The following is a 24,930-nucleotide window of genomic DNA, read 5'->3' on the forward strand; positions in this document are numbered from 1 at the left end:
ACGATTATTGATTTATAATTTGTAGGATTTCTTCAGCGAGCTGGTTCAGCCTCGCCTGTCGTATCATCATCTTATCGGCAGGAAACAAGGTAGAGCGGAATATGGTCTTTTGGGAGGATAGTAAATCCTTTCTGAATTTCTTGGTATCTGGCACAAAGCTTTTAAGTAGTTGAAGCCCCAGTTCTCCAGTTACTTTTTCATAAACATTGTAGATATCTGTCTTTTCCCGTCCGTCTACCATATTCCAGAAGAGGTGCATCCCTTTAATATTGCCTTTCCCGATTGATAGGTAGCCTTCATTCATAGCGACAGCAAATTGCAGGGTACTTTCAACAGCCAGCCTGTCCGCAATCATCGGAGGAAAAATATAATCCATATTGGCGATAAGGGTCAACACTCCTTTTGTGTTGAGTGTCCCAGGTAAATCGAAGAATATTACATCAAATTCTCTGTCGGAAGAATCGATTAATTGCCGTGCTGTAGTTATGGCATCCATCGTATTGCTGGGAATCACTGGATAAACTCCTCTGCTGTCAGATTTAAACTGGTTAAGAGCTAATTTCTTGTAATAAGAATCATTCATCACAAGTTTGCTTTCCCGCTCCCGTTCTTCATTGATACTGTGCTGCGGGCTATCGCAATCAATAATCGCAACATTCTTTCCCAATACATAATTAAAATAACTCGCCATTAATACGGTAAATGCACTTTTGCCAACACCACCTTTCTGGTTGCTGAAACTGATAAATAAGGGTTCTTTTTTCATGTCGTTTTTCTTTTAGTTTGATAAATCTATATTTCTTTCGATAGAGCTATGGATTCTTCTATCGTCTTGAATATTTATAGCTCATTATATCTTTTATTCTATCTATTGATCTGTATATCAGTCGATAAATATATAGGTGTATGAATCTATAGAGAGATATTTCTTTCTGGATATCTATGTATAGTCCTATCATTCTTTAGTTATATGGATAGATATATTCTTCGTTCGACTTTTCGATATATCTATAGTTCGATTGTTAGAAAATTCTATCAAAAGAAAGAATCATATATACCCGAATCTATCCATCTGTTTTTATATCTGTCGATTGATAAACAGATACATTTTCTTTACTATCTATCATTCGATAGAACAAAAGTAGAATAGCATCCTTCTTTAATCATTCATTTTCATAAGGGGTGGTAGCCGTTGGCAGTTGTTGGCATAGGTAAAGTATTATTTCAGCTCTCTGCAAGCCTCTAACTTTGCACAGTCGGAGTATAAAGATGCTCTAATCTTGAAATTGCTTATTGAAAAGAAGCTGGCTTTTTAAGGATAATAGATGTGCATAACAATGGTAATATTCGGGATAGTTATTCTCATTTTCCATTTGATAGCATCAGTCATTTTCGAAGCTAACGTTAATCCACCCTTTCAAGGTGGATTTTTATTGTCGTCAGACAATAGCAAGGTGGATTTTTATTGTCGTCAGACAATAGCAAGGTATGTTTTGAGTACACTCAAAACCGTTTTAAGTGCCTTAAAACACCTTGCCCGCTCCTTTGAAAGTAGGGGGGTAATCTTACTCCGAAGTCGTAAGATTTTGAAGAAACAGTATTAATGAATGGTCGTTTTTTAACGACAAGGCTAATTATCCAAATGTCATATGAATATGAAAAGAAATGAATCAAGAAAAGGAGGGCGAATCCCCAAAAGAGATCCAGCGAAGAATCGCCATGTTTTCTATCTGAATGATGAAAAAGAAGCTAAGTTCTTGTCATTGTTTGAGCTGTCGGGAGCAAAGAACAAGGCTCATTTTATTACATCCTGCATCTTCAATAATCCTGTAAAGGTGGTCAAAATAGACAAAGGACTACATGATTATTATATGCGCCTGACTACTTTTTTCGGACAATTCCGGGCAATCGGAGTCAATTATAATCAGGTTGTGAAAGCTCTTAATTCCAATTTTTCGGAGAAAAAGGCACTCGCATTTCTCTATAAACTGGAAAAAGCGACCATTGATTTGGTGGATTTACAGAAAAAGATTGTGACTCTAACCAACGATTTAAAACAAAAAATCAGTAACGATGGTAGCCAAAATTAGCGCAGGAAGTTCATTGTTCGGGGCATTATCCTATAATCAGGAAAAGGTTGAACAGAGAGAAGCAAAGGTCCTTTTCGGCAACCGTATTGTTGAAAATATGGATTCCGGATATACAATGCAAAATATGATAGAATCTTTCAAACCTTATCTGGATGCTAACAATAGAACTGAAAAACCTATACTTCATATATCAATCAATCCTCATCCCGATGATAAACTGACAGATGCGCAACTGTTGGAAATCGGACAAAAGTATATGAATCAGATGGGGTATGGCGACCAGCCTTACCTCATATTTAAGCATGAAGATCTGGACAGGCACCACCTACATATTGTGAGCATTAATGTGGATGAAACAGGTAAGAAAATCAGTAACTCCAATGATTTCTATAAGTCGAAGAAGATTACTAGAGCATTAGAAAAAGAGTATAATCTATTCCCTGCCGAGAAGCAAAAGCAATCGGATAATCTACCTCTCAAACGAGTAAATTATAAAGCAGGCGATGTCAAAAAACAGCTTTCAAATGTGGCGAAAGCTGTGATGAAAGATTATCGTTTCCAAAGCTTCAACGAATATAAGGCTGTACTTTCAATCTATGGAGTGACAGTAGAAGAAGTCAAAGGCGAAGTCAGAGGCAAAACCTATAATGGATTAGTGTATTCTGTACTAAATAAGAAAGGAGAAAATGTTGGTAATCCGTTTAAAGCATCATTGATTGGGAAAGCAGTCGGTTATGATGCCCTGCAAAAACGGATTACTTTTTCCAAACAATCGATGAAGGACAAGATTATATATAATAGGAGTCGGGATATTATATCTCCACTTCTAGCGAATAAGCCCAACCGAAAGGCTTTTGAGAAAGAGCTGGCTAAGAATGGTATCTCTGTAATATTCCGCGAGAATGATGAAGGTCGTATCTACGGAGCAACGTTTATCGACCATCAAGAAAAGGCTGTTTTTAATGGTTCCCGTTTAGGTAAAGAGTTTTCAGCGAATGTGTTTCATAGCTTGTTTAATGAAAATCATAAAGCGGAAGCCAATTATCTATTGCATGATAATAATTACGCCCAGGAACAAAACAGCGAGATGGAATCTTTGGGTGGATTACTGGATATGGTACAACATGGTGATAACTATGAAGAAATTGCCTTTACGAATCGGATGAAACGGAAAAAGAAGCGCAGAAATCCCAAGTTATAAAATCCATGACAGATTGACTTAACGTTATTCTTGGTTCGATGTTTGATATAGATTTACCATGAATGGAAAAATAGAAATCTTGGAAAATGATAAGAATCAACGTATAGATGATTTTTATCTGACTTTTAAAAAGAAACTGGAGGAAATACACACATTTCCTTCTGACTATGTTTTTAAGTTTATTGTATCTGCTGAACAGAGCAATATAGCAAAAGTGCATTCTATTTTTGAAAATGCAGATGCAAGTTTCTCTATGAGGGATAGTAAAAACGGTAAATATTCAAGTATTACGGTTAAAGCTCCTGTCAGTGATGCTGATGATGTTGTAATTTATTACAGGCAGGTTGCAGCCATTGATGGAGTGATGATGCTTTAAACTCGAACTACCCAGAATAAGAATCCTCAAACAGATAGTGTTTGGGGATTTTTTCATTGTATAGAATTATCCCATGGCCTAGTGTCGACGGTAAATTGTCTCATTTTTAGAACTGTATGGATATTAGTTTTGGACCCAAATTCTAAATTAATAGTATTATGCAACAAGAAGACGATTTAAGAGGGTTAGCTAAAGTGATGGAATTCATGAGAGCTATCAGTATATTATTTGTAGTAATCCATATTTATTGGTTCTGCTACCAATCAATAAGGGAAACAGGAATTAATATTGGAGTTGTAGATAAAATCCTGTTGAATTTTCAAAATACTTCCAGGTTGTTTTCTAATATACTTTGGACTAAGTTGTTTGCCTTAGTATTTCTTGGTTTGTCCTGTTTGGGGACAAAAGGAGTCAAAGGAGAGAAAATCACATGTAATAAGATATGCATATTCCTGTTCTTTGGCTTTATCTTCTTTTTTCTCAACTGGTGGATACTGGCTCTACCTCTGCCATTAATAGCTAATACTGCTGTCTACATTTTTACAATAACAATTGGTTATATCTTGTTATTAATGGCAGGGTTGTGGATGAGTAGACTATTGAAGAACAACCTGATGGAGGATATATTCAATTTGGAGAACGAATCCTTTATGCAGGAAACTCGCCTCATTGAGAACGAATATTCGATAAATCTTCCAACCCGCTTCTATTATAAGAAAAAATGGAATAAGGGCTGGATTAATGTTGTTAATCCATTCCGCGCATCTATTGTGTTAGGAACTCCCGGTAGTGGTAAATCTTATGCAATAGTAAACAACTACATCAAACAGCAGATTGCAAAAGGTTTTTCAATGTATATATATGATTATAAGTTCGATGATTTATCAACTATCGCTTATAATGAGTTGCTCAAAAATCTTGATAAATATGATGTTGCTCCGAAATTCTATGTAATCAATTTCGATAATCCGGCAAAGAGCCACCGATGCAACCCTATTGCTCCCGAATTTATGACGAATATCAGCGATGCATATGAATCAGCTTATACGATAATGCTTAATCTGAATAAAACATGGATTCAGAAGCAAGGGGATTTTTTCGTGGAATCGCCAATTATCCTGTTAGCTGCTATAATTTGGTATCTCAAAATATATAAGGATGGAAAATATTGTACTTTCCCCCATGCAATCGAATTCCTTAATAAGAAATATGCAGATATATTTCCAATACTGACATCGTACTCTCAATTGGAAAACTATCTTTCTCCTTTTATGGATGCATGGGAAGGTGGGGCGCAAGATCAGCTCCAGGGACAGATAGCTTCAGCAAAAATACCTTTGTCCAGGATGATTAGTCCTCAACTGTATTGGGTAATGACAGGTAATGATTTTACATTGGATATTAATAATCCGAAAGAACCTAAAATCCTTTGTGTCGGGAATAATCCTGACAGGCAAAACATATATTCAGCAGCACTTGGTTTATATAATAGCCGTATAGTGAAATTAATAAACAAAAAGGGACAGCTTAAATCGTCTGTTATTATCGATGAGTTGCCTACTATTTATTTCCGAGGTTTGGACAACCTGATAGCCACTGCCCGTAGTAATAAAGTAGCTGTTTGTCTTGGTTTTCAGGATTATAGCCAGTTAAATCGTGATTATGGAGATAAGGAATCGAAAGTGGTGCAAAATACAGTTGGTAATATCTTTTCGGGGCAGGTCGTGGGAGAATCGGCAAAGACATTATCAGATCGTTTTGGTAAAGTGTTACAAAAACGTCAATCAATGACCATCAACAGACAGGATAAATCGACTTCTATCAGTACACAGATGGATAGTCTTATTCCTGCCAGCAAAATATCGAATCTTACTCAGGGTATGTTTGTAGGTGCTGTATCGGACAACTTTGATGAACGAATCGAGCAAAAGATATTTCATGCTGAAATTGTGGTGGATAATGTTAAAGTTTCAGCAGAGATGAAAAACTATCGAAAAATTCCTATCTTGACCAACTTTATTAATACGGAAGGTGTTGATTTAATGGAAGAAGAGATTCAAAAGAATTACTCTCAGATTAAAGCGGATATCGGGCAGATTGTAAAGGAGGAATTGGAACGGATAAGTAGTGATGAGAATCTAAAGCACCTGATTAAAGGATAAAAAAGCATGGATGCATTATCTCCAGCTATAGGGGTACTGGTATACCTTACGAACAGGAGTAATGCTCCATGCTTTATGTGCATGAACATTATTTCCTTTTCTTTTGTTCGTGAATTTTAAATTACCAGTTTTCTATTCGCTAAAGAAAATGAAATACAATGATCTATTATTTATCTTTCCTTCTTATTTTTTTCTTTTTAAAAATTCCATTATCCATATTATCCATTCGTTCGTTTAACTTTTCAATCATTTCGTCAAGAAAGAGGGTGCGGCTTCCGACACGTCGACGGATGGCCCTGAATGTATCATAACAATCTTTTACTTCAAAGGAGAATAGCTGACAGAGGATTTCAACCAATAAATTAATGTCAATATCGCCATTCTCAAATTTCTTAGTTTCCAAGGCTCCATATGCAAATTCTACTAAATCGGCTGCTGTTCCGGTCCAATGAAGGTCTTGTTCTGATTTCTTTTCTTTTTGATTTCCTTTATTACTATTATTCTGTAATTGCCATTGTAAGATTTTAAGTTCTATATCAATAAGAGAGATTGCCTTGATTGTATATTTTAAGGCATTTTTTTTCCTCCTTATCGGATAAGCCGTCTCGTATTCCGACAAGTTCCAAACGTACAAAACCAAGATGGTAATAGAGTTTTGTGATGTTTGATTCAATTTGTAGTCTGTCTAATAACTTTAGTGCAAATTCGTCATAGGCTTCTTCAAGTTTTGTTAGAAAATTGTTACTTTCATCTTGTTTAGATAAGATAGAAAATAATTTCAAATTCATTAAATTTTTCATTTTAAAAAAATTATAATTATTAATTAGTGATACAAAGACTCAATACGTAGAGTCTACTTTATTCTAATCTTTTAATTAATTCTTTAAAATAATCTCTGTACAAAATCCCGTAATTGTTGCCTCCAGAATTCCCATTCATGACCATAATTACTATCATAGAATTCGTATTTAACTCCCATCTCTTTAAGATTTTCCACAAATTCGACGTGCCCGTCATAGCGAGGATCTTTTGTTCCGCAACTAATCCAGAGCAGCTTTAGTTCGCGATTGACTCTTCCAACATCAGATATAACGCCCGGAATGTATTTGTCATGGTTGAAATTGCCATCTCCTATAATCCCAGCACTAAATTGACCTATATATGAAAATTTATCCAAATTTCTTAATCCAATAACATAAGCTTGACCTCCTCCCATAGAAAGCCCGGCAATAGCCCTGTTTCTTTTATCTCTTTTTACACGATAACGTTGTTCGATATACGGAATAATATCATTTAGGAGTTCCTCTTCCAATATATCCATTCCTTCCACAGTACTTCCTCCTGCCCATGAACCGTCCGTCAATCCGTTAGACATAACGATTAACATCGGTTTAGCTTTTCCCGAAGCAATCAGGTTATCCAATATGATACTAGAACGGCCATCTTTTGTCCAACTGCTCTCGCTGTCCCCGCCTCCATGTCGCAAGTATAAGACAGGAAATTCTTCCAAATTATTTTTATGATATTCAGTTGGTAAGTATACATACATTTCCCGCGGTTTATGAAGTTGAGTAGAGATATACTTCAAGATATGAATTTCCCCATGAGGTACATTCTGCAGTTCATCATAACGTGGAATGGAACCGCCATGTACTTCAACGACACTTCCATACACTGACGTTCCGGCTTTTACAACCGGATTGGCAAAATCTATTGTAAGGATACCATCAATCTCGAATACATACTGGTACAAACGTGGCTTCACAGGATGGATTGTAACAGACCATACATCCTGCTCATCTTTTACCATCGGCTGTGATAAGACATCCCATTCATCAAAATGCAAAATGACATTCTTTGCACTGGGAGCCTTTATCCGGAATGTGATACTATTATCCTCGTTTACTACAGGAGAAAAAGGAGGCTCGGCAGGTTTCCACCATCCATCTGTACTAAACTTATTTTTCTTTTCTTGTGCATTTGTTGGTGTAATTAATGCCCCGATTATAAAAAAAGCTAATATTAATAATATATATTTTTTCATTTTATGATGTTTTTATTTATATGTTTGAATAATTCCTGTTTGAATGTTATAACCTTCTGTATATATACCATACAAATTTGCTTTCGGAGAAAGTGTTTGATCAATGATAAGTATTCGCTCCTCCTGTGGCATCAGTGTAAAATAACCGTCAGAAACTGAAACAGGGAGAATCTCTTTTTCTGTTTCTATATCTACAACTTTAATTTTTATTCCTATGGCAGGAGTCGAGGTAGGATTATAAAGTTTAAAATAAATTAGGTTATCGTTTTGATATATAATCTTTGCTTCCAATCCTGTATACGGCAAATCGTTGAATGATCTGTAAGTTCCGCTTTTACCTGTAAGCCAGTATTCATTCAAAGAAAGTATTTCTTCCTCATCTATCAATTTAAGGCGTAAAAGATAAGGTACATTTGTATTCCTTAATTTTTCAATAAACGATAAATGAACACTGTCACGTGAATTTGCATTCAAATCAATATTTGTTCTTTCCGAATAAAGCACTTCATTGGATAATGAATATGCTTTCATTTCTATCAAAATATTTTTTCTGTTATGATTTGTCGTATTTACAACAGCAATAGTGTAATCATGTGCATTCATTTGAATATGAAAAGGCTCACAAGCCTTCTTAGCACCATAATATGCTCCTGTAGTTTCATAATCCCATGAATAAGTTTGCCAAACTGTACTTGGCCAGGCCGGATGCGACATCCATAGCAATAGTCCTGATGTATTCTTCCACAGTTTGTTATTCCATGCTTCAAACATGGCACGGTGGCTATTGTAATTTATTAGTTGTGCTTTTTTACAAAAATCCGGCATGGAAACAGCTTCACCATAAAGGCTATCTATTGTAGCACTATATCCCCATTTACCAAAATAAAAGTCGTGGTAATACCAAACATCACCAATAGGCCATAGGTCAGCTTCACTCATCATCTTTTTCATAGAAGAAGCTAGTGGTACAGCCATTGTTCCCAATTCGGTAGAGAATCCCTCCGCTATCTGAGTAAAGTATACCGATTCATTTGGTTTATAATCCCACAGACCACTCGAACGCAGATTTAAATAACGGGAACTTCCGATATATAATCTTGTTCCATCTATTTTAGATGTTGCTTCTACCAATTCAGTTTCTAGCTCAGGGCGTGCATATCCTTCATTGCGAGGACACCAGATAATCAAAGAAGGATGATTGCGATACCGTACAATCACATCTTTTACATTGTCCATAAATAAATCTTTGTCCTCGGGTTCCAGATTAAATCCAAGTGTTGAATACCAGAAGTCATTCCATACCAAAATTCCATATTCATCACACAAATCAAAAAATACCTTCTCTGTTGATTCTCCAGCCCAGTTACGAATCATATTGAATCCAGCTTCTTTGTGTAATTTAATATATGGTTCCATTTTCAAACGGGATACCTTTTTCATAGCATCATCCATGCCCCAATTTCCACCTCTGCAAAAGATAGGGACACCATTGACTTTTACAACCAGATAAGGATTAGTATTATCTTTTATAACAGGCATTTTTGAACAGAAAGACTTATCTGTAAATGTCGGAATACTTATGCCATCAGATAAATTAACCCGAATGCCATTGTTCCATGGATAAGGATTATTTTGCAGCCATTGCAAAGGATTATAATCTACCCTTACATGTTTGTCTGAATCAGGGGTTTCTGCAATCAGCATTTCAAATGAAACCTCACGTATTCCAAAACGCTCTTTTACCTTATCGCTCTGTACTTTATTAACTGAGGCACTCACAGTTGCCTCATACAGATGAGGTTCACCATATCCATTAGGCCACCATAGCTTCGGATTATTTAGACATAATTCTGAATAAGTGGAGGAGGTGAATGAAATGGTTTGTTTAGATTGTGGGGACATTTCTACTTGTTTGGATATCTGCATTCCAGCTATATGTAGTAATAAGGTTGTTTTCTGTCTTTTTGACGATAAATTACTGACGTCTACGTTTACTGTTACCAAAGCTTGAGTGGTATCAGGTAGATTCAGGTCAGTAATTATCTGCATGTCTGATAACCTAATATCGTCCGTGTAAGATAAAGATACATCCTGCCAGATTCCAATATTGCGGTCTCGGATACCAGGCATCCAATCCCAGCCTTCGGAGGATATAAACGTTGGTCCGTCAAGACACAGAACACCCCCATTTGGTCCATAAGAGGTGCGGGCAGATTGTTCGTGCGGTATACCCGGATTATTGGGAGGGTAAATTATAACCTTAAGTTCATTTTCATCCCTGATGTGAGAAGAAATATTAAAAATACCTTTTTTAAATGCTCCTTCTATTCTACCGATAGAAATATTATTTAGGAACACATCGGCCATGTAATTAATACCTTGAAAATTGAGGAACACATTTTTACTGCTCTTTTCTGGTGATTTGAATTTCAATGTATAAATCCAGTTTTTACGGCATAGATCATCCGGGATTTTCATCATATTGAGTCCAAAATAAGGATCTTCATATTCACCTTGATTTACCAATGTTGTTAAAACTGTACCCGGAACCGTGGCTTTATATCTTTTTGCATATATTTCGTCGGCTGTTAATACCCATCCTTGATTAAGGCAGTATTCCTTTTCTGATAATCTTATTGGTTTGTGGTAGGATTGATTATCAATTATAGTATATAAAGAATCGAATCTGGAATAGGGTAATGTTGCAGAATCCTGAGGGACAGATAGTCCATAATTTTTCCCGATAGGAAATGTATCTGTTTTCTTTATATTATCATTGGTTACAACATTATTTTGTGCTGACAATCCGGTATGGGAAATTAGAATAAATATACTGAACAAGAGTATGAAATATTTCATTACTTATTTTTTTAGACTCTCTGTTAATACTGCACGTCCCTCTTTATCCGGGTCGTTTTTTACTTCACAATTATCATTCAATATCATTGTTTCTCCATTCTCCAAGGAAAACTCCGGCCAGTGAGGTAAAGATGCACAATTCGGATTACCTGTACGTGCAAAGTTAAGGAGTGAATCCGCCATTTTATACGATAGTTTCCGAGGTCTGGTCCCTCCTCCCGAATGTGTCAGCATCAGGTCAGTATTCAAAAACCAGAAAGAAATATCAAGACAATGAAAAGCGCGTATACGCCCGTCAAATAAAAAGGGTTCGAATCCAAACCATGCCATATATACAGGTGAATCCTGCTTTTTCTTAGCAATTGCCGATTCCACTACCGACATACGATTCGAATAAATCAATACAAGAACGTCAAACGGTTTTGCTGAAGGAAAATTACGTGAATATGCATCATATATAGCTTGTGCATTCTCTCCATATCGTTCCGAAAGTTTTTGAATCGCTTCTGTTCTGGTTATTTTTTCCTGAGCAGGATTATTTCTCTCCACTCCCCACTCGTGAAAAGTAGTACAGAAAATCATGGGTATATCGGGAGAGTCCGGATTGCTGAAAAATTCATCTTCGGGCAAATGAATTCCATCTCCTACGGGACCGAAACTTCCTCTTGCCATTCCCGCTCCTCCGCTCTCTTTTTCCATACGTGATGCTCCCTGGTAAGCAAGCTCCATATAATCTTTCCACGACATATCCTGTAATTTATCTACTTCCGATTCAGATAGTCCTGCTTCTTTTACAATATATTCTCCTAAGCGTTTCGAATAATCTTTATTATTAGCACGTATAGCCGAACCACTGAGCGAAACACCTTTATGGATAAGACCTTTTGTTTCGGGCATCGTTGCCAGCAAGCAAACCTTAGCTCCTCCACCAGATTGACCGATAATGGTGACATTGTTGGGATCTCCTCCAAAATTTTCAATATTGTCATGTATCCATTGCAAAGCGAAAACCATGTCCAATAATCCGGCGTTTCCCGAATTTTTATATTTTTCTCCGAAAGCAGACAAGTCGGTAAAACCAAAAACACCCAACCGATGGTTTATGGAGCAGAAAACAATGTTACCATAGCGAACGATATTTTCACCATGGTAACCATCCTGTTCGAAGCCGTTACCCCTTGTATATCCGCCACCGTGCAACCAGACAATCACCGGACGTTTTTTGCCGTCGGCAATTGCATTTGTCCAGATATTCAGAGCGAGGCAATTCTCGCTGATTTCATCGTAATTCCAATGGTCTACAAACATATCGTACGAAGTAGACGCACGGCTGTACACATCTTGCGGTGCACTGTTGCCGTAAAATACAGCCGGGCGGATGCCATCCCACTTTTCATGTTTCTGCGGAGGCATAAAACGGTTCTTTCCAGATGTTTCAGAAGCATACGGTATACCCAGAAATGTATATACCCCGCGAGAAATATATCCTTTCACTTTGCCGTATTCTGTATCGGCTATAGCGATATTTTCTCCGATTTGAATTTGCGGTTCATCTTCGGGAATGTTAGTATGATTCTGTGCCGGTAATGGAGACGTAACGGTGATAAATAATGCTGATGCTATCGTAACAGCCTTAATAAATACTTCACTTGTTTTATTCATAATTCTATTTGTTTATTTACCAGATGAAGGTTCCCACAGAACCGGGAGCGAGTGGTAGATTAGCGAAACGTCCGTTATATTGTACCTTAACTTGGTTACGAGACCAACTGTCATTAGCGACAATCAAAACAATCTTGCCTTCGGCAGTTTTAAAAGCTACATTCGGTAATACATCACTATGCTCCACAACCGTTGTACGACGCACTTCCGCCCGTTCTTCATCCTCAGTAATATCCACACCAGAGTCGAAAGGATGAGTTGATGAAATGCGTACAGAACCCGGGCGAACGAATTTGGACGCATGCGCTATTGTATAATAGGCTATATTTCGAGTCACATGGTCTCCATCGATAGTTATTGCACCCTGACACATCGAACAGCCTCCGTTATCGGTATGCGGGTCGTTTAGCGGGTTGGCTCCATAATTCCAGAGAACAACATTCTTACTCCAATTCCGAGTCACATCAATAAGAAGCCTTTTCACCGATAATGCAATATTTATTGTTCGGCTATCTGGTCTTTCGGTAAGCATCTGCTCTGTAAAATAAATATTTTTATCTGGTCTTGCCCAGTGTACGATACTCATACCGCTGAGATATCCCCGATAATGATGAAACGCAGAACCATCGACATATTGCGCTGTGATTGCATCACTTAAAATAGCTAAAGGATAATCGGGGCGGTCGCAATTATGGTCGAAAATAACAATCTTGGTCTCTATGCCTGCTTCTTTAAATGCAGGTCCGAGATGGTCCCTTACAAATTCATTATGCTCCTGCCAATACCACGGCATACTGGGAGTATTACGCGAGTTTAACGGTTCATTTTGTATAGTAACAGCATCAATATTTATTCCTTCTTTTGCCATTTGTTGAATGTATTTCACAAAATATTGTGCATATACATTGTAATATTCTTTCTTTAAAGCTCCTCCCTGTACATTATTATTCGTCTTCATCCATACAGGCGCAGACCAGGGTGATGCCATTATTTTTATATCAGGTACGATTTTCAATATTTCTTTCATTACAGGAATTACATCATCGTAATCATGTCCAAGATTGAATTTCTTTAATCTGGTATCTTTTTCTCCATCGGGAAGGTCGTTGTATGAATAGACTAAATTATTCAGGTCGGATGCTCCTAAGGTTAACCGGATATAACTGAATCCGACATTGTTCACATCATTCCTGAACATTTCTTTGAGAATATTTTCACGAGCATTTGCGCTCATGCGATTCAGATGAAACGCACTTCCTTCGGTCAAAGCGAAACCAAAGCCATCCATTATTTGATATTCCTGACGGTCATCAATTATGATAGGCAAGCCTTTTCCCTGCTCATCTCCGAAAGTTATCTTTTCGGATTGCTGCTGAAAAAGAGTATTCCGGTCAGGTGTAGTTATCCACGATTCTATTTGTTGTGCTTGTATGTAAATTGCATGTAGGGCTAATGCCAGTAAAAACAATTTTTTTAACGATATTAGATTTAACATTGTATTTATTTATTAAAAGTTTACATACAACAAATTTACTTTGGTAGGCAAACTTATGGTTATACAATGTCGCTGATTTGTTATACTATTATGAATATGCTAATATTTAATGAGCATTTGTTCAATTAATGTACGGTACTCGCTCGGAGTAGATCCTTTCTTTTTTTTGAAAATACGAATGAAATTGGATAAATTATTAAAACCGCAAAGGAAACATATTTCTGCTATGGAGTGCGTTGTTTCCGATAGCATTTGGCAAGCTTTTGCTATTCTCAGATTGATAACATAATCAATAAATGTACAACGGGTCTTCTTTTTGAAAAAATGGCTGAATGCAGATTCAGACATATTTACCATTTCAGCTACCTCACTTAACTTAATCTGATTCTCATAATTCTTTTCAATATAATCACATACTTTAGCGATACGACGGCTTTTAGATACTCTTACGATGGATTGAGAGTCATATATATTATCCATTAATACACTCCTGTCGGAAATAGAGAGATCATGAAGAATAGAAAAGAACTCCAATACTGTCTGGAAACCCTGCATCTTGGTTAATTTTAATATACGGTCTTTCATCTCCAACTGTGTTTTTTCTGAAAAACAGATACCTCGTTGAGCTTCATAAAGTAAGGCTTTAATCTGCGAGAATAGTCTTTTTTCTAGCATCGGAAAATTCAGTAGTTTTTCGGAAAACTGGATAGTCACCACATGATTGCCCTCTACAATTTCCCCTTGCCATGCGTGGGGGATATTCGGTCCTATCATTACCAAATCCAGAGTAGAGAATTCTTCCTCGGAATCTCCAACTATACGCTTCCCATATGTATCAATTACCAAATTAATTTCATAATCGGAATGATGGTGCACCGGATAATCGAATTTGGCGGACGGATGATTCAGAACAATGAACAAATCGTTATCAGACAATGGTGTAATCTCTTTTTGAATCTCTCGCATAAAGAAAGTTATTATAATGTGATATCATATACAAATGTAGAAATAAAATAAAAAAAGCAATAGTTAATTCAAAAAAGTACAACATTTCAATAAGATTGTATAATCATTAATACAACTTAACATATACTTTTGTAACATGAATATAAATCAATACCCATGGAAAATTTTTCAATCAGTACAGTAGATTTAATTATAGTAGTCTTATACATTATATTTATAATATGGTGGGGGCTTAAAAATGGGAAAAGTTCGGATTCCCAATCCTATTTTCTTGCCGGGCGGTCGATGCCCTGGTGGATTGTTGGCTTGTCATTATTCGCTGCAAGTATATCCAGTACGACATTAATTGGTCAGTCGGGGGATGCTTATGATACAGGGCTTGCTGTTTTCAATTACAATCTGACAGGGATAGTCGTAATGGTATTCTTTGCAGTATTTTTATTGCCTTTATATATAAGGTCTAAAGTTTTCACAATTCCTGAGTTTTTAGAAAAACGCTTTGATAAACGTTCCCGATTCTATTTTTCAGCAATATGCATTATTGGTAATATCTTTTTAGATGCAGCAGGCGCGCTATATGCTGCGGCCTTAATTATCAAATTAATATATCCAGCTGCTGATTTGCAGCTTATCATAATTATTTTTGCAGCCATAGCAGCCTCTTATACTATTCCGGGAGGGTTGTCTTCGGTAATAAAAACGGAACTAATACAGGCGATTATATTGATTATAGGTTCAATAATACTAACATTCTTCTGTTTCCAACAGGGAGGCGATTATTTTATCGACCTGTATAAGAATGGAGATATTCTGGCAAAACTTATTCGTCCGATGGATGATCCTGCCACTCCATGGCTGGGACTAATAGTCGGTATGCCTATCCTGGGTATATATTTCTGGGCGAACAACCAGACAATGGTACAACGCGTATTGAGTGCCAAAACGGTTGACGAAGGTCGTAAAGGTGTTATGCTGAACGGATTTCTTACGATGGCAACTCTATTTATAATAGCTATACCCGGACTTATTGCTAGAGGATTGTTCCCGGGACTCGACCGTCCGGATATGGTATATCCGACCATGGTAATTAACTTAATGCCGATCGGTTTGTTGGCTATTATTTTAGCTGCTTTGTTATCCGCATTGACATCTGCTCTAAGCGCCATTTTAAATTCGACATCTACCTTATTTACAATGGACTTTTATTCTCACTTCAACAAGAATGCCGATTCCAAAAAACTGGTAAAAGTGGGAAAAATAGCTTCATTAGTTATCATTGTCTTGGCTGCAATATGGGCTCCACAGATCGGTAAATTCGGCTCATTATTAAAATACTACCAGGAGATGCTATCATACATTTCACCTCCAATTGTGGCAGCGTTCCTTCTGGGTATATTCAGTAAAAGGGTAAACGGAAATGGTACTTTCATTGGGCTGATAAGCGGGTTGGCGATAGCGGTACTGATGCTGTTCTTCCGGCAGGAAATTTTCGGTAACATGCACTTCTTGCTTGTGGTTCCGTTTCTGCTCAGCGCGAGTATGTTAATTATGTATTTTACAAGCCTGATGAGTCCGGCGCCTGCCTATGGAAAGTTGGTTGATACTACTTTTCGGAAAAATGATCTAGTTGCGGAGTTCAGAGATCTTAGAGGGAATGCGTGGTATAAAAGTTATTTAGGATGGACAATACTTTTGTTAGGGCTGAGTGCTATTCTTTGGGTCGTATTTTGTTAGTCAATTAATTAAAAATCAATATAATAAAACTTTAATTTATGAAATTGAAAAAATTTCAGGGAAACCCTATTGTGTCTCCCAACGAGAAAAATGACTGGGAATCATTAGTGACATGCAATCCGGGAGTATACTATGACAACGGAACTTTTTACATGCTCTATCGTGCTGCAGGTAATGATGAAGAACATGTAATCCGATTAGGATTGGCGACGAGTAAAGATGGCTTTCATTTCGAAAGAGCTTCGGATGAACCAGTCTTCGGACCTGGAGCAAACAATTTCGACTCAGGTTGTGTGGAAGATCCGCGTATAGTTAAACTCGATACTGAATATTATGTAACATATGCATACCGCCCCTTTCCTCCAGGGCAATATTGGAAATTTGCTCATGATGTGGTAAAAGTGCCTAAAGTGGGTGCTAATGCACCTGCAGCAATTGCTAAAAATTTGGGAAATACGGGACTTGCTGTTACTACTGATTTTAAAAGTTTTCGTCGCTTAGGACGTTTGACCTCCCCGGTTTTGGATGACAGGGATGTAATAATCTTCCCTGAAAAGATAAATGGGCAATATGTATTGATGCATCGGCCAAAGCAATATATAGGAGAAAAATATGGCGTAAAATACCCTTCTATCTGGCTCAAATTTTCTGATGACTTATTAGACTGGGAGGACAAAGAAAGCCATTTGCTCTTAACCGGTATTGAAGGCTCATGGGAAGAAAAAATAGGAGGAAGTACCCCGCCTTTGAAAACAGAATATGGTTGGTTGGTTATTTACCATGGTGTTGAAAACGGAGGTTTGGGTTACTATAGGGCGGGTGCTATCCTTTTAGATTTAGAAAATCCATTGAAGATAATTTCAAAAGCTTCGGATTTCATCCTTGAGCCGGAATACGACTACGAGATTGAAGGGTATTACAGAGGGTGCGTATTTCCGACAGGAAATGTAATTGTAGATGACACATTATATGTGTATTACGGAGGTGCAGATAAATATGTAGGTGTTGCAACATGCAATATCCATGATTTTATCAAAACATTCAAAAAAGTATAACAAATCAGCAGGATTGGTAAATTTTTATTCATTGTTTCCCTATACTTTTGTTTTGTTAACTAGTTATAAATAATATTTAATAAAACTAATCACATGAAGAAACCTAAAGCCCAAAAAATGTCTATGGGTCTTCTATCCCTTAAAATGTTTTTTATATGTTTTTTGTTGGGTAGTTTTTGTACGGTACAGAGTGCCGTAAATCAAGATCCTGGAAAAATAACAGTCTCCGGTACTGTTATAGATACTAAAGGAGAGCCTCTTATCGGGGTGTCTGTCGTACTGAAGAATGCTGCTGCACATACTGGGACTATTACAGATATAGATGGTAAGTATTCTTTACCCAATATTCTGTCAAATGGAACATTGGAGTTCTCCAGTATTGGAATGACGAAGCAGGAAATCGCTATTAATAACCGAACAACGATTGATGTAACTATGCAAGATGATGCTATTTTGCTCGGAGAAACAGTGGTAATCGGTTATGGTTCGGTAAAGAAAAGCGATTTGACCGGATCTGTAGCTAGTATTAAAACCAATGTTATAAGTGATATTCCAGCTAATTCTGTGGAGGGTCTTTTACAAGGACGTGCTGCCGGTGTACAGGTAATCAACTCTTCTCAAGATCCGGGTTCGGGATCGACTGTGCGCATCCGAGGAAATAGCTCATTACGCGGATCTAATTCTCCTCTGATTGTTGTTGACGGCTTCCCATTGGGTGATGCCGGAGACCTAAAACAGATCAATACAGATGATATCGTTTCAATGGAAGTATTAAAAGATGCTTCTGCATCAGCTATATATGGATCTCGAGGAGCAAACGGTGTAATTATAGTTACTACAAGAAGAGCAAAAAAAGGAACCACAGCGGTTTCAGTAAAACAGCAGCTAACTTTTTCTGAGTTTTCTTCAAAACTAGATTTATGGAGAGATCCCGTACTAATGGCGATGTTGAATAACGAGAGCCGTATTAATGGCGGTGAACAACCTCTTTATATCGGCGCAGTGAATTCGGCCGGGGTTTATTATCCTTCAATAGAAGAGTTGCAAACTACATGGACTACCAATACGCGTTGGGATGATCTTGTATTCAGAAATCCAGTGTCAAATAATACTACAATTTCTGTAGCCAGTTCGAACGAAAAGACAAGTTTCAACTTGAGTGCTAATTACTATACTGATCAGGGTATGTATAAAAAAGATGACTATTCGAAGGGCGGATATAATCTGAATGTCGAACATTATATTTACAGTAATTTTAAAATACGTGCTTCTAATATCCTATACTCGGGAAATAGAGACAATCATGGTGGGCTTGCCTATTGGAGAAATCCGATCTATCCTGTTTATAACGAAGATGGAACATACTACCAAACTACAGCTACGGACTACGATCATCCTATTGCCCTGCGTGAACTTAGAAAAAATAAAACAAAGATGTTAGATGTTATTTCATCGGCAGCATTAGAGTGGCAGATTCTTCCCGAACTTAAATTAACCAGCCAGATAAACTATAAATATGGAAAGTCTACTAACGACCAATATTTACCAAAAAAATACACACAGGCCGGAAATGAAAATAAAGGAAGAGGAATTATAGGGAATACAGAAGGACAGAATTTTGTTTCTGAGACATTTGCCAACTATTCCAAAATATTCAATGATAAACATGAATTTGACGTTATGGCAGGTCATTCTTTCGAATGGTATCAATATAGAGATTCCTATCTGACAGCCAGTGGTTTTGTCAACGAGTCTTTAGGAAATGAAAACATGGGAGCAGGTGAACAAGCTAAAAACTTATTATCAAATGGATATTCTAAGAGTAAGCTCCTTTCTTATATGGGACGCCTTAACTATACTCTTGACAATAAATACTTGGCCACTCTAACTTTCCGTGCCGATGGCTCGTCCAAATTCGGTAAAAATAATAAATGGGCTTATTTCCCATCAGGAGCATTAAGCTGGAAAGCACACGAAGAAGATTTTGTGAAGAACTGGAAACTATTCGATGAATTGAAATTCCGTCTAAGTTATGGTATATCGGGTAATCAGGGTATCAGCCCTTACCAAACATTAAGCCGTTATGGAACAACCAAATATTACAATGAAGGAGAATGGCTGACAGCTATCGGTCCTGGTTATGTATCGGGAAGTGCAGGACAAGATGGTATTTATAAAGTCTGGAGCGGTATTCCCAATCCTGATCTGAAATGGGAAACAACATCCCAGTGGGATCTTGGTATCGATATGGCTTTCTTCAATAGAAGATTAACGGCTACCTTTGATATTTATAATAAAGAAACATCAGACTTACTACGAGAAAGAAACCTTGCATTATCTTCAGGATATGACCGTATGTGGGTAAATGATGGCAAAATACGCAACCGTGGGTTTGAAGCAACATTCAATGGTATCATAGTGGATACAAAGGATTGGGGATTCGATGCGACATTTATCTTCTCAATGAATCGCAATAAAGTTTTGGATTTGGGTAGTAGCCTCGAATCTGGATTGATAACCGATCCTCGTACAGGAATGCAATATGAGGTGATTGGAAACCTCCGTGAACAATATCGTGCGTATACCAATATCCTGGCTATCGGGCAACCTATCAATGTTTTCTACGGATACAAAACAAATGGCATTATACAAACCTTACAAGAAGGGCTTGATGCAGGACTTACAGGAGATTATGCACAACCTGGAGAATTCAAATATCTTAACATCTATGACGGGGATGGCACAAAAGGTGTTATAAATGAGAATGATAAATGTATTATTGGAGATCCTAATCCTGATTTTACGGCCAGCCTAAACCTTGCTTTCCGCTGGAAAAATTTTGATGCCAGTATATTTCTGAATGGTGTTTTTGGCAACGATGTATTGAATACAAAAATGTTTGGAGATCCGCATAATGCAGCCTTCCGTTGGACACTTGATAATCCGACCAATAAATACCCAAGACTAAGAAGTAACCGTCAAACAATGTTATCAGATTATTGGATAGAAGATGGTTCTTTTGTAAGAATACAAAATCTCACAGTAGGGTATACATTTAAATTACCAAAACAAAAAGTTTTTGCTGAAAGAGCTCGTCTATATATGAATGCTTCCAATTTATATACATTTAGCAAATTCGACGGATATGATCCGGAAGTAGATCAAACCGGTATATACGCAGGTGGTTATCCTCGTCTGAGAAAATGGACTGTTGGTATTGATATAACATTCTAAAACTAATAATCATGAAAACAAAAATAAAATTTTTATTAATGTTCTGCTTCATTATGGGCTTTACAGCCTGTAATCTGGATGAAGATCCTTACGGATTCTATTCTGAAGATAACTTCTACAAAAGTTCAGAAGATGCAAAAGCTGCTATCAATTATGCATATGCAACACTTACATATTTGGAATATTCTCGAGCACTAGTTTTTCTCGGGGATATGCCTACCGAAATTATGACGACAAAATCCGATGCTGCAACAGACAATCAATCCTTGAATTTGTGGAAAACAGACAATTTCAATACTAATGGCACTTTGATGAATTTCTTCAAATATTCATATATTGCTATCAACCGTGCGAATGCGGTTATAAAAAAGCTTCCTGGTACTGATATGCCGGATGATTTAAGAAACCAATATATGGGAGAGGCTTACTTTTTAAGAGCTTATAATTACTATTATTTGTCATGCAACTTTGGGTTAGTTCCTATTCACAAAGGAGTAGTAGAGACTTTGGACCAGACTTCAGCTCCACTAGCTGCTAGTATGGATGAATTATATGATTTCATAATAGAAGATTTAAAGTTGGCAGAAGAGTTGATGCCTGTGTATTCTACTCCAACTATGGGACGTGTAGATAAGGTTGCAGCACAGGCTTTATTAGCAAAGACATATCTTACTATTGCTTCGGGCAAAGAAAATGGTGTATTGCTTTTTAAAGACATGAACAAGGATGTAAACTCTATGTACGAAGAAGCCAAAAAGTATGCAGGACGCGTCATGGGATTTGATCCGGCTTATCCTCAACACACTTATGGATTCGAAAATGATTTACTGAAAATTTATGATATAGATAATTTTAACGGTAAAGAAAACATTTTCCTAATGTCAATGGATCGGACGGGAGAAAGTGAAGGACAATATTCCAAAATATCGAAAATGTATATTCCTTATATTGATGGCGCAACGATCTGGCTGAAACAGGGTGATTCAAATGAATATATTAAATCGCATGACGGATGGGGCGAATATCGTACCGAAATAGGATTTTACAATAGTTATGATAATGATGACAAGCGTAAGACAGACCTTATCGTTAATAAGATTTATAGTGAAGATGGAACACTGAAAGCGGAGTGGACTCCGACAGGTGGAAAAATTCCATATCCTTTCTGCCGTAAATTTATCGACCCCAAATTTGACGGAGATAAAACGAGCACACGTCCCTATCTAATTCGTTATTCTGAGATAGCGTTAGCCTATGCAGAAGCTGCCGGGCCAACATCGGAGGCTTATAGCGCTGTTAATTTTATACGTAATCGCGCCGGACTTGGAAACTTAATTTCTGGACTTAACACTAGTGATTTCAGAGAGGCTGTGTACAAAGAACGTAAATATGAGTTGGCTTTCGAAGGTGCATATTTATACGACTTAAGGCGCCTTAACCGTATAAAAGATATTCAGGAAGTGAAGAATATGGGATTGAATGAAAGCCAATATACTTTTTACCCTATTCCTCAATCTGAGATTAATTTGAATCCAAGTTTAAGACCTTAATTAAATTTAGAGATCATGAACAAAGTATTAAAATATAGTTTATTTGTAATTTTTGCTATCCTTACCCAATCTTGTGTAAAGGATATGCAGGACGACTTGAATGAGGGTGGCTGGAGCAATGACCGAATGGTTTTGGATATAAAATTAAAAAATCAAGTTGGAAAAGCCGAGATAGCCAGAATAGACGATGCTTCGGGCGAAATAGGATTGTCGTTAAATATAGATGCAATTGAAGATCTTTCTAAAGTAGAGCTAGAAAAATTACAACTATCGTATGATGCCAAAGCATCAATAAATATTGGTGGCTCATTAGATTTTAGCAATGCTGAAAGAAGTACAATTCTTACAATAACTTCTGCTACAGGGCTAGTACGTGAGTATAAAATATATGCAACTGAATTCAGGGAAACTGTAATAGGCACCTGGGCTATCAACGATCTAATTGTTTACGGAGGAACAGGTCCGGAATATGGAGGAGGAGCAGTTCTCCAACTACAAAGTAAATCGTGGTGCTGGTCTGATAATTATGCACCTAAAACAGAATGCGACAATATCCTGACTTTCACAATGGATCAAATTACAGATGAGGGTAATACTTCGGGGATTTGTATCAATAATGCAGGATCGGATGGAAAATATGCAGACTTTATTTTCCAAGGTTCCCAGAACAAAGATAATCCCGGTGTTGATTTAGACCTGAAACATTTTTATCGTCAAATACCGGAAGGCGAGAGTCGTTGGACACGCAACTATGCACTTGGAACTATTTCATTTACTGCTGAAGATGGAACAGTAACCACCGGAGTATTGGAAAACGCGGGAACATATGATTTAGGAAATGGAAAATCTGTAACTGTTAATAATAATGCTTTTTCATTTAACCTGAATGGTACGGATGACTGGGATAATATTTACAGCGATTTTGATAAATTTGCCAAGAAAGCACGTAAATATTACATAATGATAACTAAACAATAATCATACGGGCAGATAAGCCTTCGGGTTTATCTGTCCATATTTTATAAACAATGAAAAAAGGTTTGTTTTTATTTCTCTCAGTTCTCGTTCTATCTTGTTCCCAGAAAGAGCCGGATGCAGTAATTTCCATTGATATAAATACCCTCATAAACGATTCTTATATAGGGAATGGAGCACAATGGGACCCATACCAACTGGATTACGGTAACGGCAGGCTGGAAATATCCGAAGCCGACTGGAAAAAGCTGTATGACAGGCTCGACTTTATGCGTCCGCAGTTTATCCGCATTATGGTAAATACCTCTTCATTTCTGGATGACGGAGAATTTACTCCCGGAAAAGGTATGGAAACATTATCGAAAATGCTGGATTACTGCCAGAGTCGAAATGTAACAGTAATGTTCGGGGATTGGGGATGGAGTGTAATCAATACCCGTGAAGCAAAGATTAACGATAAGAACATGAAACATGCGGCCGAACTAGTCGACTACCTTATCAATGAAAAGGGTTATACATGCATCAAATACTACAATCTGATAAACGAACCAAACGGCGACTGGTCATCAACAAATACAAGCTATTCCTTATGGGCTTCAGCTATAAAGCAACTTCATAAGAATATGGAAACTTTAAAGTTGAATGACAAAGTTGACATTGTAGGACCCGATGTCGCTATATGGGGTAAGGACGAAGCATGGTGGATAGACAGCACAGCCGTACAGCTAGGCGATATGGTCGGACTGTATGATATTCATACTTACCCATCTAAGATAACCGTTAATTCAGGAGAATATACGGATATTATCAAAGCTTATAAAAACAGTGTACCGGAGGGGAAAAAGATAGTAATGGGAGAAATCGGCTTCAAATTTGTCGAAGAAGCCGATTCACTTTACAATCAGGATAATATCCGCCGTGCAAAAGCCAAAAAACATGCTTCACTTGAAGATTCACAGATGTTCGTTTACGATTATATGTACGGAACGGATATGGCAGATGCCTTATTCCAGACTATCAACAGCGGATATTCGGGTTCAGTGGTATGGATGCTCGACGATGCCATGCACTCCAATGAAGCTCCCGATAAATTGAAAATATGGGGATTCTGGAATATATTTGGAGAAGAACAGTTTGGAGCTGAGGAAGAGAATGTACGTCCATGGTATTATGCTTGGTCGTTGTTGAGCAAATATATTCCTGCTAAATCTAAAATCTATATGAGTGATATTATGGGTGATAACAACGTAAAATCGGTAATATCGGGAAAAGACGGTAAATATATGCTCGCCATAGTAAATGTTTCAAAAGAAAAGAAAGAGATAAAGCTGGAAAGTTCGAATATGCCTGAATTAACGGGTTGCAAGAAGTTCGTTTATGCTGATGGTACATTGAAAACAGAAGGTGACTATTTACTTTTACCGAATGAAGAGAATCTGAAATTGAATCTCTCAAAAGGAGAACAGTTCACAATGCCTGCTGAATCACTCATTGTTTATACAAATTTTGATTATTAATAGATGACCG

At 37.2% G+C, this 24,930-nt stretch carries 17 protein-coding genes; 10 read left to right on the forward strand and 7 right to left on the reverse strand.

Annotation, left to right across the window (positions count from 1 at the left end):
• Positions 1-4 precede the first annotated feature (4 nt).
• A complete protein-coding gene (locus HMPREF9456_RS03655; RefSeq protein WP_006842109.1) occupies positions 5-766 on the reverse strand; it encodes a ParA family protein in 762 nt (253 codons plus the stop codon).
• Between the two features lie 889 nt (positions 767-1,655).
• Between HMPREF9456_RS03655 and mobA the strand changes: the two genes are divergently transcribed.
• The 4 genes from mobA to mobC all read left to right on the forward strand — a co-directional run bounded on the left by mobA (position 1,656) and on the right by mobC (position 5,829).
• Positions 1,656-2,090: a conjugal transfer protein MobA gene (mobA, locus tag HMPREF9456_RS03660; RefSeq protein ID WP_026177018.1), complete on the forward strand. Its 435-nt coding sequence runs from the start codon at positions 1,656-1,658 to the stop codon at positions 2,088-2,090.
• Positions 2,074-3,291 (forward strand): conjugal transfer protein MobB, encoded by a 1,218-nt coding sequence (mobB, locus tag HMPREF9456_RS03665; protein ID WP_006842112.1) that lies wholly within the window; start codon positions 2,074-2,076, stop codon positions 3,289-3,291. Before mobA ends, mobB begins: the two co-directional genes overlap by 17 nt.
• A gap of 58 nt (positions 3,292-3,349) precedes the next feature.
• Complete coding sequence (locus tag HMPREF9456_RS03670) at positions 3,350-3,667, forward strand: DUF493 domain-containing protein (RefSeq protein WP_006842113.1); 318 nt, start codon at positions 3,350-3,352, stop codon at positions 3,665-3,667.
• Positions 3,668-3,825: 158 nt separating this feature from the next.
• Entirely contained in the window at positions 3,826-5,829 is a 2,004-nt protein-coding gene (gene mobC / locus HMPREF9456_RS03675; RefSeq protein WP_006842114.1) for a conjugal transfer protein MobC, read from the forward strand.
• A gap of 166 nt (positions 5,830-5,995) precedes the next feature.
• Here mobC and HMPREF9456_RS16940 read toward each other — a convergent pair whose 3' ends face one another.
• From HMPREF9456_RS16940 to HMPREF9456_RS03705, 6 genes are all read right to left on the reverse strand, one after another.
• Positions 5,996-6,502, reverse strand: coding sequence for an RteC domain-containing protein (locus tag HMPREF9456_RS16940; RefSeq protein WP_018074743.1), 507 nt, complete (start codon positions 6,500-6,502; stop codon positions 5,996-5,998).
• Positions 6,503-6,712: 210 nt separating this feature from the next.
• Positions 6,713-7,873 (reverse strand): alpha/beta hydrolase, encoded by a 1,161-nt coding sequence (locus tag HMPREF9456_RS03685; protein WP_006842116.1) that lies wholly within the window; start codon positions 7,871-7,873, stop codon positions 6,713-6,715.
• A 12-nt stretch (positions 7,874-7,885) separates the two neighbouring features.
• A complete protein-coding gene (locus HMPREF9456_RS03690) occupies positions 7,886-10,732 on the reverse strand; it encodes a glycoside hydrolase family 2 protein (RefSeq protein WP_006842117.1) in 2,847 nt (948 codons plus the stop codon).
• A 3-nt stretch (positions 10,733-10,735) separates the two neighbouring features.
• The gene (locus HMPREF9456_RS03695; protein WP_006842118.1) at positions 10,736-12,394 is read right to left on the reverse strand and encodes a carboxylesterase/lipase family protein; all 1,659 of its coding nucleotides are present in this window, start codon (positions 12,392-12,394) and stop codon (positions 10,736-10,738) included.
• A 16-nt stretch (positions 12,395-12,410) separates the two neighbouring features.
• The gene (locus HMPREF9456_RS03700; protein ID WP_006842119.1) at positions 12,411-13,889 is read right to left on the reverse strand and encodes a glycoside hydrolase family 30 protein; all 1,479 of its coding nucleotides are present in this window, start codon (positions 13,887-13,889) and stop codon (positions 12,411-12,413) included.
• A gap of 99 nt (positions 13,890-13,988) precedes the next feature.
• Complete coding sequence (locus tag HMPREF9456_RS03705; protein ID WP_006842120.1) at positions 13,989-14,855, reverse strand: AraC family transcriptional regulator; 867 nt, start codon at positions 14,853-14,855, stop codon at positions 13,989-13,991.
• Between the two features lie 156 nt (positions 14,856-15,011).
• Between HMPREF9456_RS03705 and HMPREF9456_RS03710 the strand changes: the two genes are divergently transcribed.
• From HMPREF9456_RS03710 to HMPREF9456_RS03735, 6 genes are all read left to right on the forward strand, one after another.
• A complete protein-coding gene (locus tag HMPREF9456_RS03710; RefSeq protein ID WP_006842121.1) occupies positions 15,012-16,589 on the forward strand; it encodes a sodium:solute symporter family transporter in 1,578 nt (525 codons plus the stop codon).
• A 38-nt stretch (positions 16,590-16,627) separates the two neighbouring features.
• A complete protein-coding gene (locus tag HMPREF9456_RS03715) occupies positions 16,628-17,644 on the forward strand; it encodes a glycoside hydrolase family 130 protein (protein ID WP_006842122.1) in 1,017 nt (338 codons plus the stop codon).
• Between the two features lie 93 nt (positions 17,645-17,737).
• Entirely contained in the window at positions 17,738-20,878 is a 3,141-nt protein-coding gene (locus tag HMPREF9456_RS03720) for a SusC/RagA family TonB-linked outer membrane protein (protein WP_006842123.1), read from the forward strand.
• Positions 20,879-20,889: 11 nt separating this feature from the next.
• Positions 20,890-22,428: a RagB/SusD family nutrient uptake outer membrane protein gene (locus HMPREF9456_RS03725; protein WP_026177019.1), complete on the forward strand. Its 1,539-nt coding sequence runs from the start codon at positions 20,890-20,892 to the stop codon at positions 22,426-22,428.
• Positions 22,429-22,443: 15 nt separating this feature from the next.
• Entirely contained in the window at positions 22,444-23,406 is a 963-nt protein-coding gene (locus tag HMPREF9456_RS03730) for a hypothetical protein (RefSeq protein WP_006842125.1), read from the forward strand.
• Positions 23,407-23,456: 50 nt separating this feature from the next.
• Complete coding sequence (locus tag HMPREF9456_RS03735) at positions 23,457-24,920, forward strand: hypothetical protein (RefSeq protein ID WP_006842126.1); 1,464 nt, start codon at positions 23,457-23,459, stop codon at positions 24,918-24,920.
• The last annotated feature ends 10 nt before the right edge of the window (positions 24,921-24,930 follow it).

Origin of the sequence: Dysgonomonas mossii DSM 22836 (assembly GCF_000213575.1) — a bacterium.
Classification (GTDB): Bacteria; Bacteroidota; Bacteroidia; order Bacteroidales; family Dysgonomonadaceae; genus Dysgonomonas; species Dysgonomonas mossii.

Coding starts and splice junctions, on each gene's coding strand:
- HMPREF9456_RS03710 (WP_006842121.1), top strand. CDS start 15,012: ATGGAAAATTTTTCAATCAGTACAGTAGATTTAATTATAGTAGTCTTA.
- HMPREF9456_RS03705 (WP_006842120.1), bottom strand. CDS start 14,855: ATGCGAGAGATTCAAAAAGAGATTACACCATTGTCTGATAACGATTTG.
- HMPREF9456_RS03700 (WP_006842119.1), bottom strand. CDS start 13,889: ATGTTAAATCTAATATCGTTAAAAAAATTGTTTTTACTGGCATTAGCC.
- HMPREF9456_RS03695 (WP_006842118.1), bottom strand. CDS start 12,394: ATGAATAAAACAAGTGAAGTATTTATTAAGGCTGTTACGATAGCATCA.
- HMPREF9456_RS03730 (WP_006842125.1), top strand. CDS start 22,444: ATGAACAAAGTATTAAAATATAGTTTATTTGTAATTTTTGCTATCCTT.
- HMPREF9456_RS03690 (WP_006842117.1), bottom strand. CDS start 10,732: ATGAAATATTTCATACTCTTGTTCAGTATATTTATTCTAATTTCCCAT.
- HMPREF9456_RS03670 (WP_006842113.1), top strand. CDS start 3,350: ATGAATGGAAAAATAGAAATCTTGGAAAATGATAAGAATCAACGTATA.
- HMPREF9456_RS03655 (WP_006842109.1), bottom strand. CDS start 766: ATGAAAAAAGAACCCTTATTTATCAGTTTCAGCAACCAGAAAGGTGGT.
- HMPREF9456_RS03725 (WP_026177019.1), top strand. CDS start 20,890: ATGAAAACAAAAATAAAATTTTTATTAATGTTCTGCTTCATTATGGGC.
- mobA (WP_026177018.1), top strand. CDS start 1,656: ATGAAAAGAAATGAATCAAGAAAAGGAGGGCGAATCCCCAAAAGAGAT.
- mobC (WP_006842114.1), top strand. CDS start 3,826: ATGCAACAAGAAGACGATTTAAGAGGGTTAGCTAAAGTGATGGAATTC.
- HMPREF9456_RS03685 (WP_006842116.1), bottom strand. CDS start 7,873: ATGAAAAAATATATATTATTAATATTAGCTTTTTTTATAATCGGGGCA.
- HMPREF9456_RS03715 (WP_006842122.1), top strand. CDS start 16,628: ATGAAATTGAAAAAATTTCAGGGAAACCCTATTGTGTCTCCCAACGAG.
- HMPREF9456_RS03720 (WP_006842123.1), top strand. CDS start 17,738: ATGAAGAAACCTAAAGCCCAAAAAATGTCTATGGGTCTTCTATCCCTT.
- HMPREF9456_RS03735 (WP_006842126.1), top strand. CDS start 23,457: ATGAAAAAAGGTTTGTTTTTATTTCTCTCAGTTCTCGTTCTATCTTGT.
- mobB (WP_006842112.1), top strand. CDS start 2,074: ATGGTAGCCAAAATTAGCGCAGGAAGTTCATTGTTCGGGGCATTATCC.